Consider the following 17,210-nt stretch of genomic DNA (forward strand, 5'->3'; position numbering starts at 1 on the left):
AGAGGAGATGAAGTGTATGGAAAATAAGAAGACATTTGGAGCCTATATCCTCCAGAGACGCCGGGAATTGGGAATGACCCAGAAGGAACTGGCTGAGAAATTATATGTGACAGAATCGGCGGTCAGTAAATGGGAGAGAGGGCTCAGCTATCCGGACATTACGATCCTGCAGAACCTTTGCGCCATCCTGCAGGTAACAGAACACGAGCTTCTTACGGGAAGCGAGGACACCAGCCGGAGAGTTTCTGAGAAGCTGGCGCAAAAATACAGGAAGCTGACACGAAACTACCGGATCATTCAGTATGTGATCTATGGAATGATCTTGCTGGGATGCGGCATCGGAAATCTGGCGTCTTCCCATACTCTGGACTGGTTTTTTATTGCAGCCGCCGGAGTGCTGATGGCCGCCTCCCTGACTTTGGTGCCGGCTCTTGCGGCACTGGATCCCAGATTTGATAATTATAAGCTGCCTCTGGCTATGGCCAACAGAAAAACATCCGTTTATCTTCTGACTGTGACAGGACTGCTCATACTTTTGCTTCTGGCTTCCTGCCTGTCAGCGGGAGAAACCTGGTTTCCCGTAGCAGCTGTAAGTGTGATCTTTGGTCTGAGTCTCTTTATCATGCCGGTGCTCTTATACCAGCTTCCGCTGTCCCAGTGGATGGGAGAAAGGAAGATATCCATGTATTTGCTGATAGAAACCGGCTTACTGCTCTTTTTGCTGCTGGTCTGTGATCTTAACGATCAGGGAAGCTGGTTCTTTACTGCAGCGCTGGGCGTTCTTCTGGGTCTGGGACTGGTATTTCTGCCTGTTATATTGAGGCAGACCCTCCGGGATCTGCCTCTGTACCGGCATAAATCTCTCCTATATTTATCAGCAGAGACGGTATTTCTCCTGCTCCTTTTGTTTGTGGCAGCCCTTCAGGAGGGAAATCCCAGAAGCTTTTGGACTTTAAGCCTCCCCAATGCCCTGCTGTTCCTGGCCCTTCCCTGGGGCGTTATGGGGGCGCTGCGCTATCTTCCGGTAAACCGCTGGCTGAGAGCCTCGGCAGCTTTTGCCTGGATGGGACTGTGGATATGGCTGGCGCCTGCCGGTTTTGACCAGATCATGATTCCGGTATATGGCCAACCCGATAAACCCTACTCCCTGATCATTCCCTTTGACTTTACAAAATGGGAGCTTCCATATAATGCATGGAATGTCATTATGATCATTCTGCTGATGCTGGGAGCCGCAGCGGTATTCTGCGGATATATGGGTCTGAGATCCGAGAGAAAGAGAAGAAAACAGTGAATCCTATATTTCTTTCTGTTCTTCCTCATTATATAAAAAGGAGGAGAAGGGGTAATAGAAAAAATGATTTTCTTAGTATAATTATTGACTTTTAAAAAAGAATGTGATATTTTAAACAAAATCATAATCCTGTGAGGGAGTAGGAAGCGTATTAGAAGATACGTGGCAAGTCAACATATTGGCATAATCTGCCTGGCTTGTCTTAAATTGCGAGACTCATGTACCTGTAATGCCATAGGTGGAGTCTCTGTATCATAAAATAGTAGAAGGCCCATGCTGTGCCTTCTATTTTTTTTGCCCAGTATGCCAGGTAAAGTGCAGTCGTTGACTGGACAAGTACAGATTCACAGGAGATGATATCAACGAAAAGGGAAAAAGAGAGGAGTTAGCAAATGGATATTATTACTTTATTTTCTCTGGCCGTGGGATTGGCTATGGATGCCTTTGCAGTTTCTATCTGCAAAGGCCTGGCCCAGGAAAAGCTGTCAGTAAAACATATGGTGACCGCCGGTCTCTGGTTCGGAGGATTTCAGGCTCTGATGCCTACCCTGGGCTATTTTCTGGGAAGTCAGTTCAGAGATAAGATTACAGCAGTGGATCATTGGATCGCATTTATTCTTCTGGGCTTTATCGGCGTGAACATGATAAGGGAGTCTCTGGACAAAGAGGAAGTCTGTCCAGAGGGGAACATGGGGCCAAAGGCCATGTTTCCCCTGGCTATAGCTACAAGTATTGATGCTCTGGCGGTAGGCGTTACATTTGCCTTTCTGAAGGTGAACATTGTTCTGGCAGCAGGGATGATAGGCGTGATCACCTTTATTACTTCTGCCATAGGCGTGAAAGTGGGAAATATTTTCGGCGCCAGATACAAATCCAGAGCAGAGCTGGCAGGAGGTATTATCCTGGTTATCCTGGGTGTGAGAATACTTTTGGAACACCTGGGAATCTTGTAAAATATTTTGTAAAAAAGTGTAGAAAAATAGAGAAATTCCCTATACAAAAGTATACCTATTGGTTATAATGGGAGAACAGAAGACTAGCAAGGGAGCCGTATAGGATATATATGAGTAAAGGGATAAAATCTTTGAAAAAGAAGGAATATAGAGAAGAAAAGCTTCCGGAAATTCATACAGATGAAGAATATGAGGCCAGGCTGCTTCGAATGCTAGAGCGGAGAAAGGCCGAGAAACAGCGGCAGTTGAAGCGAAGACAGATCATACGTCGCCTGCCCTTTGCGGCGATTATCCTTCTGGCCCTGGTCCTGGTAGGACTTGGCGTTTATATGCTGGCGGACAGAATACAGACCAACAGTTTCCAGAACTCTGTGGAAGAACTGACAAAAGAGGGAGAAATCCAGGCGCAGAAGCAGCCGGTAATGTCTGGCGCTGATGTGGCGAAAATGGCATCGAGTACATCTCTTGTCGGCTGGCAGACTGACGAACAGGGAAAATGGTATCGGAATGAGGACGGGACCATTTATCAGAACGGCTGGAAGGAAATTGACGGAGAAAAGTATTATTTCGATGAAAATGGTTACATTATTACCGGCTGGAAACAGATCGACGGAAAAGACTGCTATTTTGACGAAAATGGAGTCTATGACAGTACAAAAGAGCCGCCTCTGGTAGCCCTGACTTTTGATGATGGGCCAGGACAATATACGGACAAACTTCTGGACTGCCTGGAAGAAAACGGAGCAAGGGCTACTTTTTATATGCTGGGACAGAATGTGGAAAAATATCCGGATACAGTGAAGCGGATGGAGGAGCTTGGAATGGAACTTTCCAACCATACATATGACCACAAGGATCTGACAAAACTTACCAGCTCACAGATTACAGAGGAAATTGAAAAGACAAACAGCCTGATCCAGAATGCGGCAGGAAGGGCTCCGGATACTTTGAGACCTCCTGGCGGTACATATAATGAGAGTGTTCAGAATCTTGCAGGAATGCCCATTATAAAATGGAGCATCGATACAAAGGACTGGAAGACGAAAAGTGAGGATCAGACATACCAGTGCGTTATAGATAACGTTCAGGATGGATCTATAGTTCTTATGCACGATATACATGAGTGGTCTGTAGATGCAGCTCTCAGGCTGATCCCGGATCTGATGGAAAAAGGGTACAAACTTGTGACAGTCCAGGAACTGGCCGAGGCAAAGGGAATCACCCTGGAGAATGGAAAAGTATATACGTTTTTAGGCGAAGGAACACAGGTAGTAGAATAAATTCTGCTACCTGTGTTTTTGTATATAAGCCAGAGACGGAGGGGTGCTTGCAGACCAAAGACACTATACTTCAGCTGGTTTTCTGAAGAAAAATATGTACCAGAGAAGAAACAGAAAGAATCCTCCTATGCAGAAGAAACCTCCAGCGCTGAAAGCGAGACCAAGATTCTTCTGAGCCAGAGAACCAAAGATTGGTTCTAATACAGCACTGGTGACTTCCAGAAACATAGCCTGAAAACTCAGAGCTGCAGCACGGCGAGGGGTGGAAATTCCCCGATTCTGAAGCTCTGTCTGGAGAGGCTGAAAAAGAGAGATGAAGCCTTGGATTCCCAGAATACAGATAGCAGAACACAGAGGACTGTGGGTAAAGGCCAGAATAAAACACAAAAGAGCCGGACACAAAAAACAGCAGGCTGAAAATAAAGGAATCCCCAGTTTTTTTGTGAGGGAGTAAGACCAGGGACCTGCCATGCCTGCAATCTGGGTCAGAATATACAGCAGAGCAATGGTTCCGGCAGACAGGCCACAGGCAATGTATTGAGGCTGATTTAAAAATACTGTAATATACTGCCGGGTTTCTGCCAGAAAGCCGGCACCGGAGAGAAAGAACAGGAAGGAGGGGCTGACCGCGTGTAAGACATTTTGTGAAAGTTTCAGAGATGATTTGCTGGCTTTTCCCGAAGGCTTTTCCGCTCTTTGAGTCTCCGGTTTTCCGAGAAACAGAGCAAGGACAAAGGCAAGTCCATAGGCAGCAGCAGTCAGGAAGGCTGCTCTGCGCCAGTGGTTTTCTAAAAAGATGGAAAAGCAGACAGCGGCAGTGAGAAGCCCACCGGTTCCCATGCTTTCGTAAATGCCAAAGACTTTTTGAGACTTTCCTTTAGGGGCATGGAAATACAGGAGGGTAATATCTACTCCAGATAACCCGGAGACTGCAATGCTCAGAAAAATGCGCTCCAAAAGAAAATCCTGGAAGTTCCAGGCTTTCCAGAAAATAATTTTGGAAACAAAGTAAATAAGACAGCACAGCCCCATAGTCAGCCGATAGCCAATCTTGTCTGCCAGGATCCCCCAGGGGATTTCCAGCCCAAAGCATAAAAAAAGGGATATGCTCTCTATAACAGAAATCTGAAAAAGGGTCAGCCCGGCTTCCTGACGGTAAAGAACCGCAGCCGGACTGTAAAACACCATTCCCTGTAAGAAAGCAATCCCGTATAAAAGACAGAGATTTCTTTTCATGATATTCCATTATCCTTTCCATATTAAATTTGACGTCAATAAAACAAGAGCCTGTCAAAATCCGGGCAATTATCCGTAATTTGATAAGACTCTGAAAAACTGGCATCAAATGGGATTGGAAAAAATAAAAAGATACATCATAAAATCTCCTTGTGGCATTAGAATGAAGTAAGTATAGCGCCTTCCATGGGAAAAGTCAATATGCAAAGAGGTCTGGAAAGAAGAGGGAATGAGCTGCTTTACCGGTAAGATTTACACAGGATTTACAATTTCCTGCCTTAAATTTTATATAGATCTTATATAATAAAAATATAGCTTCATTTCTGCAGGCAGCGAGCCTAAGGGTCATGTTTGACTTGGTTGATAAGAGGGTGAACACTATGAAGAAAAGAGTGAATATTCCCGGAAAAATCTGGAGATGTTCTGCCTGCTTGCCGGAGGGTCTTCAGTGGCAGGAACGGTGCTTATTTTTCTTGCCCGACTAATTATCCGCAGGTTGAAAAAACCTTAGCCGAGCTGTATGGAAAAAGAGCCTGGCTAAGGTTTTTTATATGCCGGGGCCATAGGCATTTGCTCACAGCCCCAGGCATTTATAGGGAAGAGAGGAAATATCAACCTTCATGATAAGCTTTTAAGTACATTTCTTTCATTTCGCTCATCAGCGGATATCTTGGGTTGGCGCCGGTACACTGGTCGTTGAAGGCGTTCTCAACCATCTCATCTAATGTTGCCATGAAATCTTCCTCAGTGATTCCGTATTCTTTGATGGTTCTCTTGATGCCTACTTTTGCTTTCAGATCAGCAATGGCTTTGATGAAGTTTTCAAATACTTCATCGTCATCTTTACCCTGGATGCCTACGAAACGTGCCATTTCACAGTATCTTTCCTTAGCGTGTGGATATGGATACTGGGAGAAGGTTCCCATCTTTGTAGGAGCCGGATCTGCGTTGTAGCGCATTACATGCTCGATCAGCAGGGCATTTGCGATACCGTGTGGCAGGTGATGATAAGCTCCCAGTTTGTGAGCCATGGAGTGGCAGATTCCCAGGAAAGCGTTGGAGAACGCCATACCGGCAAGGGTAGAAGCATTTGCCATTTTCTCTCTGGCGATAGGATCCGCTGCGCCTTTTTCGTATGCAGATGGCAGGTAGTCAAAGATTAATTTGGCAGCCTTTAATGCCATACCGTCTGTGAAGTCTGTAGCCATAATAGAAGCGTAGGCCTCTAACGCATGGGTCAGAGCATCAATACCGGAAGCGCTGGTCAGTCCCTTTGGCTGGGTCATCATAAAGTCTGTATCAACGATAGCCATGTTAGGCATTAATTCATAGTCTGCGATAGGCCATTTTGTTCCGGTGGTTGCATCGGTGATAATGGCAAAAGGTGTTACCTCAGAACCTGTACCGGAAGATGTAGGAATGGCAACCATCATGGCTTTTATGCCCATTTTCGGGAATACATAGACTCTCTTGCGGATATCCATGAAATCCATAGCCAGATCTTCAAACTTGCATTCCGGATGTTCATACATCAGCCACATGATCTTGGCTGCGTCCATTGCGGAACCGCCGCCCAGAGCAATGATAGTATCTGGTCCGAAGTCTTTTAACTGTTCCAGACCTTTCTGTGCGCACTGAAGAGTGGGGTCCGGAGCTACATCAAAGAAGCAGTCATACTGGATTCCCATTTCGTCCAGCTTGTCAGTGATTGGTTTTGTATAACCGCTCTGATATAAGAATGTATCGGTAACAATGAATGCTTTTTTCTTGCCGTAAACAGTTCTCAGCTCGTCTAAAGCTACAGGCAGACAGCCCTTTTTGAAATAAACCTTCTCAGGTGTTCTGAACCACAGCATGTTTTCTCTCCTTTCAGCAACGGTCTTAGTGTTGAGCAGATGCTTTACTCCTACGTTTTCAGATACAGAGTTTCCGCCGTAGGAACCGCAGCCCAGAGTCAGTGACGGAGCCAGCTTGAAGTTGTAAAGATCACCAATGCCGCCGTGGGAAGAAGGTGTATTTACCAGGATACGGCAGGTCTTCATACGGTCTGCAAATTTGTCCAGTTTCTCTGTCTGTGAAGGATGTACATAGATAGAAGCTGTGTGTCCGTATCCGCCGTCCTTTACCAGCTGGTCTGCCATGTCAAGAGCAGTATCAAAGTCTTTCGCTTTGTAGAGAGCCAGAACCGGAGAAAGTTTCTCATGAGCAAATGGATCAGAGATATCCACAGAAGTCACCTCGCCGATAAGAATCTTGGTATCTTTCGGAACAGAAATTCCGGCAAGTTCAGCGATCACGGAAGCTGGCTGTCCAACGATCCTGGCATTTACGGTGCCGGCTTCAGTAAGGATGATCTTGCGGACTTTGTCCAGTTCTTCACTATTTAAAACATGGCAGCCTCTCTTGACAAATTCAGCTTTCACCTTATCGTATATATCTGCAATGGCAGTTACGGACTGCTCAGAAGCACAGATCATGCCGTTGTCAAAGGTTTTGGAATGAATCACAGAGTATACAGCAGTCTGAATATCACAGGTGCTGTCCATGATAACCGGAACATTCCCGGGACCTACACCGATAGCCGGTTTTCCGGAAGAATAAGCAGCCTTTACCATTCCGGGACCGCCGGTAGCCAGGATCACATCTGCAGAACGCATCAGCTCATTGGAAAGTTCCAGAGTAGGTTCTTCCACCCAGCCGATGATTCCTTCCGGAGCCCCTGCCTTTACAGCAGCTTCCAGAACAACCTTTGCAGCCTCAATGGTACATTTCTTTGCACGGGGATGAGGGCTGATGATAATGGCGTTTCTTGTCTTTAAGCAGATCAGACATTTGAAAATAGCGGTAGAAGTAGGATTGGTAGTAGGGATAACTGCACCTACGATTCCCACGGGCTCCGCAATCTTTTTGATACCGTAAGATTTGTCTTCTTCCACAACACCGCAGGTTTTTACTCTCTTATAGGCATTGTATGTATACTCTGCTGCATAGTGGTTTTTGATAACCTTATCTTCCAGAACACCCATGCCAGTTTCTTCGCAGGCCATTCTGGCCAGGGGGATACGCTGTTTGTTTGCTGCCATAGCGGCTTCGAAAAAGATTTTGTCTACCTGCTCCTGAGAATAGGAAGCAAACTTTTTCTGGGCCTCACGCATAGAAGCGATCTTTGCCTGAAGGGCTTCTACGCTGTTGACGGTTTCCGGTACATTGCTTTCTGTTTTTTTAGCCATGGGAAATCCTCCTTAAAAAATGTAAAATGAAATAGTTTTATATAACAGAGAGATAAGATTCTCTGTTGATATTGATAAATATTTAACAAGTGTTGAGACTATTATAATGCTTTGTTAAAAAAATGTCAATATGTTACAGGAAAAAATTTTTCATTTTTCTGGTGATTTATGTACATTTATTTTACTATATTTTTCGGGAAAAATAAAGAAAAAAGATTGTTAAATATATAATTATCTGAAAATAAAGAATATAAGAAAACTAAATACAATTTATTGTTTTTAGTGTCTAAGATAGGGGGGTAAATTTGATAAAAAAATATCAATATGGTCATATGTAAAATAATGAATAAAAAAGAACGCCATAAAGAGCAGAAACGAAAGGGCTGTTCATCTTTGCTCTTTACAGCGAACTATTTCTATTACTAGGTAAGATAATTATTTTTTCATATTCTGTCTTTTCCGCAGGCGGGAGTCCAGGATTTTTTTACGGATTCGCAGAGACTCAGGAGTAACTTCCAGCAGCTCATCTGTATCGATAAATTCCAGAGCCTGTTCCAGACTGAGAATTCTTGGCGGGGTCAGCTTCAAGGCTTCGTCTGCGGAGGAAGAACGGGTATTGGTAAGATGCTTGGTCTTACATACATTCAGTTCAATATCCTCGGTTTTTCCACTCTGCCCGATGACCATACCGCTGTATACTTTTTCGCCTGGGCCAATAAAGAGAGTACCTCTGTCCTGGGCAGAGAAAAGGCCGTAGGTTACTGCTTCCCCTGTTTCAAAAGCAATGAGTGAGCCCTGTTTGCGATACTGCATATCGCCTTTATAGGGGGCATAGCCGTCAAATGCAGTGTTCAGGATTCCGGTGCCTTTGGTGGAAGTGAGGAAATCCCCACGGAAACCGATAAGACCACGGGAAGGAATGTGAAATTCCAGACGAGTGGTTCCGTCACTGGCAGGACTCATGCCCTGGAGTTCTCCTTTTCTCTCACTGAGTTTCTGGATCACGGTCCCTGAAAATTCTTCAGGAACATCTACATAAGCAATTTCCATTGGCTCCAGCTTTCTTCCACGTTCGTCTTCCTTATAAATGACTTCTGCTTTGCTTACTGCAAATTCATAGCCCTCACGTCTCATGTTCTCGATAAGAACAGAGAGATGGAGCTCGCCTCTTCCGGAGACCTTGAAACAGTCAGTGCTGTCTGTATCCTCTACCCGGAGACTTACATCTGTATTCAGCTCCCGCATAAGACGCTCTCTCAGATGACGGGAGGTGACGAATTTTCCTTCCTGCCCGGCAAAGGGACTGTCATTTACCAGAAAATTCATAGAAATAGTAGGCTCAGAAATCTTCTGGAAAGGAATTGGATCTGGATTTTCCGGAGAACAAAGGGTGTCTCCGATGTGGATATCTGCAATACCGGAAATGGCTACAATAGAGCCGATACCTGCCTCTTTAACCTCTACTTTATTAAGTCCATCAAATTCATAAAGTTTGCTGATCTTTACTTTTTTCATCTTGTCCGGGTCGTGGTGGTTGCAGAGCATGACCTCCTGATTAACGCTGATAGTCCCGTTTTCCACTTTTCCGACGCCGATACGGCCCACATACTCGTTGTAGTCAATGGTACTGATCAGAACCTGTGTGGGAGCTTCCGGATCTCCTGTTGGAGCAGGGATATACTTCAATATGGTTTCAAAAAGGGGCTCCATGCTTTCTGGTGTATCAGCCAGGTCAAGGACAGCGTGGCCGGTCTTTGCTGAAGCGTACAGGAAAGGACAGTCAAGCTGCTCGTCAGATGCATCAAGATCCATAAGAAGTTCCAGAACCTCGTCAATGACTTCGCTGGGCCGGGCTTCTGGCCGGTCAATTTTATTGATACATACAATTACATGAAGATCCAGATCCAGAGCTTTTTTCAGAACAAACTTTGTCTGAGGCATGGCGCCTTCGAAGGCATCTACCAGAAGGATAACGCCGTCTACCATTTTGAGCACTCGCTCGACTTCGCCGCCGAAGTCTGCATGGCCTGGGGTATCGATAATGTTTATTTTGGTTCCTTTATAGTGTACGGCTGTGTTCTTGGAAAGGATAGTGATTCCTCTTTCACGTTCCAGATCATTGGAGTCCATGACTCTTTCCTGAACCTCCTGGTTTTCCCGGAAAACGCCGCTTTGCCGGAGAAGCTGGTCTACCAGAGTAGTTTTTCCGTGGTCAACATGGGCGATGATCGCTACGTTGCGAATATCTTCTCTTGTTGTTTTCATATATGACAATAACCTCTTTTCTTATTAAATAGGGTTTTTCCCTTAAAATCCGGAAATTATTCTATCATACTTAAATATAAGTATCAATAGAGGAATCGCCGGAAAATACAGTGTAAAGAAATAGAAGGAATGTGAAAAAATAAAAATAGTTGTTCTAAAAATCTGTTTCCCTGAATAAACATGATATAGACAAGATACCAGAAAGAGGAAGGGGAAATAAATCATGGCAGATAAAATAATTGAAAACAATCAGGTGTCCATTATGGGCAAAATCGCATCCAGTTTTACCTTTAGTCATCAAGTATTCGGCGAGGGGTTCTACCTGGTGGATATTCTGGTAAAAAGGCTCAGTGATTCAGAGGACAGGATTCCGCTTATGGTCTCTGAGCGCCTGGTGGATGTAACCCAGGATTATGAAGGAGAGTATATTATGGTACAGGGACAGTTTCGTTCCTACAACCGGCACGAGGAAAAGAAAAACCGGCTGGTGCTCTCAGTATTTGTAAGGGAACTTTCTTTTGTAGAGGAAGCAGATGATTCTATAAAGACGAATCAGATATTCCTGGATGGCTATATCTGTAAACCTCCTGTTTATCGAAAAACGCCTCTGGGAAGAGAAATTGCGGATCTGCTCCTGGCAGTAAACCGTCCCTATGGAAAATCAGATTACATACCCTGTATATGCTGGGGGAGAAACGCCCGCTATGCATCAGCCTTTGAAGTAGGAGGCCATGTGCTGCTGTGGGGAAGGATCCAAAGCAGGGAATATATTAAGAAGCTGGGAGAAAATGAGACAGAGAAGAGGACTGCCTACGAAGTATCTGTGAGCAAACTGGAGTATGCAGACTGACTGCATACCTGGCTGCAGGCAGTTTTTGCTGTTGTTTTATTGCAATATTTTTACAGGTGTAGTAATATATACACAACTCTTAATTTAATTGAAACCGAAAAAGGCAGTCTGTAAGAGGTGTATTATTATGGAACAAAGAGGATTGACACAGATTTACTGCGGCCCGGGAAAAGGAAAAACAAGTGTGGCAATAGGGCAGGCAGTCAGAGCTGTCGGGCATGGAAAGAGGGCTATAGTGATCCAGTTTTTAAAAGGAAAAGCAACCACTCAGCTGGATTATCTCTCTGTGCTGGAGCCGGATATCCGTCTGTTCAGATTCGAGAAAAAGGATAAGTATTATGAAGATCTGACAGAAGAAGAAAAGCAGGAGGAGAACGCGAATATCCGCAACGGATTAAATTTTGCCAGAAAAGTGCTGATTACTGAAGAATGCGAAATGCTGATATTGGATGAAATCCTCTGCGCCTTGGAACTGGGAATTGTTTCGGAAGAAGAGGTGAAAGGGCTGATCGAAGCAAAAGATGATGAGACAGAGCTGATTTTGACCGGTACTATGGTCACAGAAGCTTTGAAGGAGGCAGCAGACAGAGTGGTCTCCCTGGAAATTGTCAAATAGCTTTGAACACAGTTGAAAACATAAGAGAACAGCAGAAGGAGGAAGAGGTATGTCTATTTTTAAAGGCGCAGGTGTAGCAATTGTAACACCGATGAAGGAAAATGGGGATGTAAATTTCGAAAAACTCGGAGAAATCCTGGAAGAGCAGATAGCAGAGGGAACCGATGCAGTCATTATCTGCGGGACAACAGGAGAATCATCCACACTTTCCCATGAGGAACATATGGAGACGATCAAGTATACCATTGATAAAGTAAATAAAAGAATTCCCGTGGTGGCAGGTACAGGCTCCAATTGTACAGAAACAGCCATTATGATGTCTCAGGAAGCAGAAAAGATGGGGGCAGACGGCCTTCTGCTTGTCAGCCCATATTATAACAAAGCTACACAGAAAGGGCTTATTGCTCATTATACAGCCATAGCAGAGTCTGTAAAGCTTCCGATCATCCTGTATAATATTGCGGGACGTACCGGCATTAATATTGAACCTAAGACTTTGCTTTACCTGGCAGAAAATGTAGAGAATATTGTGGCAGTAAAAGAAGCCTCCGGAAATATTTCTCAGATTGCGGATATTGCTGCTATGACAAAGGGAAAACTGGATATCTATTCTGGAAATGACGACCAGATCACACCGATCATGGCTCTGGGAGGAGCAGGAGTTATTTCTGTTCTGTCAAATATTGCTCCCAGATATACCCATGACCTTGTTATGAATTATCTGGAAGGAAATGTTCAGAAGAGCTGTGAAATGCAGTTGAAAGCACTGCCTCTGGTCCGGGCGCTGTTTTCTGAGGTAAATCCTATACCTGTAAAGGCAGCCATGAATCTCATGGGAAAAGAGGTAGGACCTCTTCGTATGCCGCTTACAGAAATGGAAGAAGGCCATAAAGAAGCATTAAAGCAGGCTATGATTGATTTTGGACTGAAACTTGCTTAAGTATAAGCAGATGAGATACGGAAGAAAAGAGGAAAAAAATGGTCAGAATTATTATGAACGGCTGCAATGGACATATGGGCCAGGTAATCGCCGGACTGGTTGCCCAGGATCCGGAAACGGAGCTGGCAGCCGGAATTGATCTGGAAGATAAAGGATTATATGCATGTCCAGTATTCACAGATATTGAAAAATGTGATGTGCCGGCAGATGTTATGATTGATTTTTCATCAGCAAAGGCTACAGATGGAGTTTTGGAATACTGCAGAAGCAGAAAGCTGCCTCTGGTACTTTGTACTACAGGTCTGTCTCAGGAGCAGCTCCAGAAGACTCAAGAGGCAGCAAAAGAGACGGCAGTGCTCCGCTCTGCCAATATGTCTCTGGGAATCAATACGCTGCTGAAATTAATACAGGAAGCGGCAAAGGTCCTTGCTACGGCAGGATTTGATATGGAGATTGTAGAACGTCATCATAATCTGAAAGTGGATGCTCCAAGTGGAACAGCTCTTGCCCTGGCAGACAGTCTTAATGAGGCTATGGACAACCAGTATCATTATGTCTATGACAGAAGCCAGAAGAGAGAAAAAAGAGACGAAAAAGAGATTGGTATCTCTGCTGTGCGGGGAGGAACCATTGTGGGTGACCACGAGGTAATCTTTGCAGGTCCTGATGAAGTTATTGAATTTAAACATACTGCTTATTCAAAGACAGTGTTTGCAAAAGGCGCCGTAGAAGCGGCCAAGTTTTTGAAGGGCAGACCGGCGGGAATGTATAATATGAGCCATGTAATTGATGAAGAAAAATAAAAAAACAGAGCCGTGTCTTTTAGCATATTTTGCTAAAGGCATTGGCTCTCTTTTTGTATAAAAAGACAGATAGATGCACATATTAACAGCAGACCAAATAGAAAAGGAGAAATCAGTATGAAAGCCAAAGATATAAAGAAATTTGTCCTGTGTCTGCTGGCTGCGGTAATCCTCACAGGAGGCACTGCCTGCGGAAATGATAATAATGCAGATAACAAGGAAGGGACCGTTGCAGAGGATTCAATGAAAGATGACGGTGTGGCCGGGGACGCAGGAGAGGCTCTGAAAGACGGGGCTGAAAACCTGGGAGACGATATCGAAGACGGTGTGGAAAGGGCAGGAGATTCCATAAAAGATAACGCTGAGAACGCCACAGAGAACAGATAGAATTTTTGGTAACAGTTCAGCTTTGTGAATGGCACGGGCTGAACTGTTACAATTTTTGAAATCAGAGAAAACGCTAAAATTTGTCTGTATTCTCCACACAATTTTAGAGCTGTGTTACTATACATAGAAATCCCTTAAAATTTTCTAAAAACAGTTGAACTGGAAATATGATATTGGTATAATAATGTTACATTACAAGAAAAACTCTTGTAAAATACACGTAAAGGGGTTGGACATAATGAAGTTTGTAATTAGCGGAAAGAATATTGATGTTACAGAGGGCCTGAGAAAAGCAGTAGAGGATAAACTTGGAAAGCTGGAAAGATACTTCACGTCTGACACAGAGGTTATTGTCACACTAAGTGTGGAGAAAGAGCGGCAGAAGATTGAGGTGACTATTCCTGTGAAAGGAAATATCATCCGTTCCGAGCAGGTCAGCAGCGACATGTATGTCTCCATTGACTTGGTGGAGGAGATTATTGAAAGACAGCTGAGAAAGTACAAAAATAAGATTATCGATAAAAAGCAGAGCGGTACAGGTTTTCAGCCTGAATTTGTGGAGCAGGATTACGAAGATGATACTAACGAGATCAAGATCATCCGCACGAAAAAATTCGGGTTCAAACCAATGTATCCTGAGGATGCATGCGTACAGATGGAATTGCTGGGCCACAACTTCTTCGTATTTTTAAATGCAGAAACAGAAGAAGTAAATGTGGTTTACAAAAGAAAAGGAAATACTTATGGACTGATCGAGCCGGATTTCGGCTGATTACAGCAGTTGGATGAAAGTCATGAGGAGTCTCTCCGTAAAGTGGAATGCTTTGGGAGGGACTCCTTTTTGAGTGTGAAAGATAAGCAAAAAATTGTTCAAAAAGCCCTAAAAATACTTCTTTCTTTTCTGTAAAAGGAAAGGTAGAATAACAATTAGTAAAACACATCGTGCAAAAGGAGGAGAATTTATGCGAAATGTGATTAACCTGAACCAGGACTGGAAGTTTATTCAGCAGGATGCAGGGCTTCCTGAGAGCCTGCCGGCAGACTGGCAGACCGTACAGCTGCCCCATTCCTGGAATGCCATTGACGGACAGGACGGAAATGGTTCATACGACAGAGGAAGATATTGGTATGCGAAGACTTTCGAGACACCGAAACAGCCTCTGGCAGGAGGAAAGGTATATGTAGAAGTTCTGGCAGCAGGCCAGCAGGCTACTGTATACGTAAACGGTACTGAAGTGACCTACCATGAAGGGGGATATTCTATTTTCCGTGCAGATATCACTTCTCTCTGCAAAGAAGAAGGAGAAAACCTCCTGGTAATTGCCTGCAGCAATGAATACAAAGACAGCGTATATCCTCAGTCAGCAGACTTTACTTTCTACGGCGGACTTTACAGAGGCGTGAATCTGATCAGTGTGCCGGATGCGCATTTTGATCTGGAATATTATGGAGGTCCGGGTATCCAGGTAACACCAAAGCCATGTGACTGCGGCGGCGCAGCCTTTGAAATTACTTCATATGTGAAAAATATCGACGAAAACTTTACTGTACTGTATTCCATTACAGATGCTGAAGGCAAGGAAGTTGCCAGCGGCTGCCGTCCGGCTGACAGTACAGGAATCACTCTTTATGTACCTGATGCACAGAAATGGGAGATCGACAGCCCATATCTGTATACCGTAAAAGCAACTCTTCAGAGAAGAAACGAGGCATACGACGAGATTTCTGCAAAAGTCGGTGTTCGCAGCTTCTCCTGTGATTCAGATAAAGGATTTATCATCAACGGAAAAGAAACACCTCTTCGCGGTGTAAGCCGTCATCAGGACATGCTTTACAAAGGAAATGCCCTGACAAGAGAAGATCATTACAGAGACGCAGCGCTGATCAAAGAGCTGGGAGCGAATACAATCCGTCTGGCTCATTATCAGCATTCTCAGGATTTTTATGACGCCTGCGACGAAATGGGATTTGTAGTATGGGCTGAGATTCCTTTCATCAGTGTGTTCAATAAAGATCCGGAGGCTCATCAGAACTGCATCAGCCAGTTAAAAGAGCTGATCATCCAGAATTATAACCATCCTTCTATCTGCTTCTGGGGCATCTCCAATGAGATCCTGATCGGCGGTATTTCCGAGAAGCTGGTGGAAAATCATAAAGAACTGAACGCTCTGGCAAAAGAGCTGGATCCAACCCGCCTCACAACCATTGCACATGTAACCATGACTCCGGTAGAAAGCCCAATGCATGGCATCACCGATGTAGAGAGCTACAATCACTACTTTGGCTGGTACGGCGGAAAGATGGAAGACAACGGCCCATGGTTTGATAACTTCCATAAGGTTCACCCGGACATCTGTGTAGGTGTTTCTGAATACGGCTGTGAAGGCATTATCACCTACCACGGACCAAATCCTGCATGCAAGGACTACAGTGAAGAATATCAGGCACTGTACCATGAGCATATGGCAAAAGTTCTGGAAGAGCGTCCATGGCTCTGGTCCAGCCATGTATGGAACATGTTCGATTTCGGCTGTGCTGCAAGAAACGAAGGCGGCGTGGCAGGACGTAACAACAAGGGTCTGATGACTATTGACAGAAAGACCAAGAAAGACAGCTACTATATTTATAAAGCATACTGGAACAAAGAGCCTATGGTTCATCTCTGCGGCAAACGTTACGCTCAGAGAGCCGGAGAAACTACTCAGATCCGGGTTTATTCTAATCTTCCTACAGTTACTCTGTATCTTAATGGAGAAAAAGTGGGAGAGCAGACCGCAGAGAAGGTATTCGTATTTGACGTAGCTCTGGCAGATGGATTTAACACCATCGTGGCGGAAGCCGGAGACCTGAAAGATACCATGACTCTTGAAAAAGTAGAGAAAGAGCCTTCTATCTATGTGCTTCCGGAAGTTAACGAGAGAGCAGAAGGTGTTGCCAACTGGTTTAAAGCGGTGGGAGATCTGGACTTAAAGGCGCCTATGGAATTCCCGGAGGGAATGTACAGCATCAAAGATACCATGGAAGAGCTGGCAAAAAATGAAGAAGCTGTCAAAATTGCTGCTACTGCCTTCAAACTGACCATGAACATGACTGTTAAGCCGGGAGAAGGTATGTGGGATATGATGAAATCTATGACTCTGGAAAAAGTAGGAGAGATGGCTGGTTCCCTTGCTCCAGAAGGATTTATGGAAAGCATTAATGCTCAGCTGAATAAGATTAAAAAAGATTAAATAGTGAAAATACCTTTGCAAATTGTTCTGACGGGCAGTTTTTAAAGGGCATTCCTCCAGGGATATCTCAGCAGGATTATATAAATGCGGGGATATCCCTGTTTTTTATGGCTGTGAAAGGCTCTT

Annotated in this window: 13 protein-coding genes; 10 read left to right on the forward strand and 3 right to left on the reverse strand. The window is 44.4% G+C overall.

Going from position 1 to position 17,210, the window contains the following annotated elements:
* The first annotated feature begins 16 nt into the window (after positions 1–16).
* The 3 genes from B5G00_RS05200 to B5G00_RS05210 all read left to right on the forward strand — a co-directional run bounded on the left by B5G00_RS05200 (position 17) and on the right by B5G00_RS05210 (position 3,527).
* Positions 17–1,294 (forward strand): helix-turn-helix domain-containing protein, encoded by a 1,278-nt coding sequence (locus B5G00_RS05200; RefSeq protein WP_242971288.1) that lies wholly within the window; start codon positions 17–19, stop codon positions 1,292–1,294.
* 392 nt (positions 1,295–1,686) lie between these two features.
* Entirely contained in the window at positions 1,687–2,247 is a 561-nt protein-coding gene (locus B5G00_RS05205; protein ID WP_087269559.1) for a manganese efflux pump MntP, read from the forward strand.
* A 110-nt stretch (positions 2,248–2,357) separates the two neighbouring features.
* Positions 2,358–3,527, forward strand: coding sequence for a polysaccharide deacetylase family protein (locus B5G00_RS05210; RefSeq protein WP_087269562.1), 1,170 nt, complete (start codon positions 2,358–2,360; stop codon positions 3,525–3,527).
* Positions 3,528–3,590: 63 nt separating this feature from the next.
* On the opposite strand, the gene B5G00_RS05215 is transcribed toward B5G00_RS05210, so the two are convergent.
* The 3 genes from B5G00_RS05215 to typA form a co-directional block, all read right to left on the reverse strand.
* Positions 3,591–4,763 (reverse strand): MFS transporter, encoded by a 1,173-nt coding sequence (locus tag B5G00_RS05215; protein WP_087269565.1) that lies wholly within the window; start codon positions 4,761–4,763, stop codon positions 3,591–3,593.
* Between the two features lie 611 nt (positions 4,764–5,374).
* Positions 5,375–7,993 carry a bifunctional acetaldehyde-CoA/alcohol dehydrogenase gene (adhE, locus tag B5G00_RS05220; RefSeq protein ID WP_087269568.1) on the reverse strand — a complete coding sequence of 873 codons (2,619 nt, stop codon included), beginning with the start codon at positions 7,991–7,993 and terminating at the stop codon, positions 5,375–5,377.
* 435 nt (positions 7,994–8,428) lie between these two features.
* The gene (typA, locus tag B5G00_RS05225) at positions 8,429–10,258 is read right to left on the reverse strand and encodes a translational GTPase TypA (RefSeq protein WP_087269571.1); all 1,830 of its coding nucleotides are present in this window, start codon (positions 10,256–10,258) and stop codon (positions 8,429–8,431) included.
* A gap of 223 nt (positions 10,259–10,481) precedes the next feature.
* Between typA and B5G00_RS05230 the strand changes: the two genes are divergently transcribed.
* The 7 genes from B5G00_RS05230 to B5G00_RS05260 all read left to right on the forward strand — a co-directional run bounded on the left by B5G00_RS05230 (position 10,482) and on the right by B5G00_RS05260 (position 17,084).
* A complete protein-coding gene (locus B5G00_RS05230; protein ID WP_087269574.1) occupies positions 10,482–11,108 on the forward strand; it encodes a single-stranded DNA-binding protein in 627 nt (208 codons plus the stop codon).
* 127 nt (positions 11,109–11,235) lie between these two features.
* Positions 11,236–11,724, forward strand: a complete 489-nt coding sequence (locus B5G00_RS05235) for a cob(I)yrinic acid a,c-diamide adenosyltransferase (protein ID WP_191385887.1) — start codon at positions 11,236–11,238, stop codon at positions 11,722–11,724.
* A gap of 49 nt (positions 11,725–11,773) precedes the next feature.
* Positions 11,774–12,664, forward strand: a complete 891-nt coding sequence (gene dapA / locus B5G00_RS05240; RefSeq protein ID WP_087269577.1) for a 4-hydroxy-tetrahydrodipicolinate synthase — start codon at positions 11,774–11,776, stop codon at positions 12,662–12,664.
* A gap of 38 nt (positions 12,665–12,702) precedes the next feature.
* Positions 12,703–13,467: a 4-hydroxy-tetrahydrodipicolinate reductase gene (gene dapB / locus B5G00_RS05245; protein ID WP_087269580.1), complete on the forward strand. Its 765-nt coding sequence runs from the start codon at positions 12,703–12,705 to the stop codon at positions 13,465–13,467.
* Positions 13,468–13,584: 117 nt separating this feature from the next.
* The gene (locus tag B5G00_RS05250) at positions 13,585–13,854 is read left to right on the forward strand and encodes a hypothetical protein (RefSeq protein ID WP_087269583.1); all 270 of its coding nucleotides are present in this window, start codon (positions 13,585–13,587) and stop codon (positions 13,852–13,854) included.
* A 238-nt stretch (positions 13,855–14,092) separates the two neighbouring features.
* A complete protein-coding gene (gene hpf / locus B5G00_RS05255) occupies positions 14,093–14,626 on the forward strand; it encodes a ribosome hibernation-promoting factor, HPF/YfiA family (RefSeq protein WP_087269586.1) in 534 nt (177 codons plus the stop codon).
* Positions 14,627–14,816: 190 nt separating this feature from the next.
* Positions 14,817–17,084 (forward strand): glycoside hydrolase family 2 protein, encoded by a 2,268-nt coding sequence (locus B5G00_RS05260; RefSeq protein WP_087269589.1) that lies wholly within the window; start codon positions 14,817–14,819, stop codon positions 17,082–17,084.
* The last annotated feature ends 126 nt before the right edge of the window (positions 17,085–17,210 follow it).

Origin of the sequence: Blautia sp. An46 (assembly GCF_002161645.1) — a bacterium.
In the GTDB taxonomy this organism is placed as follows: Bacteria; Bacillota; Clostridia; order Lachnospirales; family Lachnospiraceae; genus Blautia; species Blautia ornithocaccae.

What these genes read in the sequence shown, in the direction of transcription:
- adhE (WP_087269568.1), bottom strand. Translation starts at nt 7,993, where the DNA reads ATGGCTAAAAAAACAGAAAGCAATGTACCGGAAACCGTCAACAGCGTA.
- dapB (WP_087269580.1), top strand. Translation starts at nt 12,703, where the DNA reads ATGGTCAGAATTATTATGAACGGCTGCAATGGACATATGGGCCAGGTA.
- typA (WP_087269571.1), bottom strand. Translation starts at nt 10,258, where the DNA reads ATGAAAACAACAAGAGAAGATATTCGCAACGTAGCGATCATCGCCCAT.
- B5G00_RS05260 (WP_087269589.1), top strand. Translation starts at nt 14,817, where the DNA reads ATGCGAAATGTGATTAACCTGAACCAGGACTGGAAGTTTATTCAGCAG.
- B5G00_RS05210 (WP_087269562.1), top strand. Translation starts at nt 2,358, where the DNA reads ATGAGTAAAGGGATAAAATCTTTGAAAAAGAAGGAATATAGAGAAGAA.
- B5G00_RS05205 (WP_087269559.1), top strand. Translation starts at nt 1,687, where the DNA reads ATGGATATTATTACTTTATTTTCTCTGGCCGTGGGATTGGCTATGGAT.
- hpf (WP_087269586.1), top strand. Translation starts at nt 14,093, where the DNA reads ATGAAGTTTGTAATTAGCGGAAAGAATATTGATGTTACAGAGGGCCTG.
- B5G00_RS05215 (WP_087269565.1), bottom strand. Translation starts at nt 4,763, where the DNA reads ATGAAAAGAAATCTCTGTCTTTTATACGGGATTGCTTTCTTACAGGGA.
- dapA (WP_087269577.1), top strand. Translation starts at nt 11,774, where the DNA reads ATGTCTATTTTTAAAGGCGCAGGTGTAGCAATTGTAACACCGATGAAG.
- B5G00_RS05200 (WP_242971288.1), top strand. Translation starts at nt 17, where the DNA reads ATGGAAAATAAGAAGACATTTGGAGCCTATATCCTCCAGAGACGCCGG.
- B5G00_RS05230 (WP_087269574.1), top strand. Translation starts at nt 10,482, where the DNA reads ATGGCAGATAAAATAATTGAAAACAATCAGGTGTCCATTATGGGCAAA.
- B5G00_RS05235 (WP_191385887.1), top strand. Translation starts at nt 11,236, where the DNA reads ATGGAACAAAGAGGATTGACACAGATTTACTGCGGCCCGGGAAAAGGA.
- B5G00_RS05250 (WP_087269583.1), top strand. Translation starts at nt 13,585, where the DNA reads ATGAAAGCCAAAGATATAAAGAAATTTGTCCTGTGTCTGCTGGCTGCG.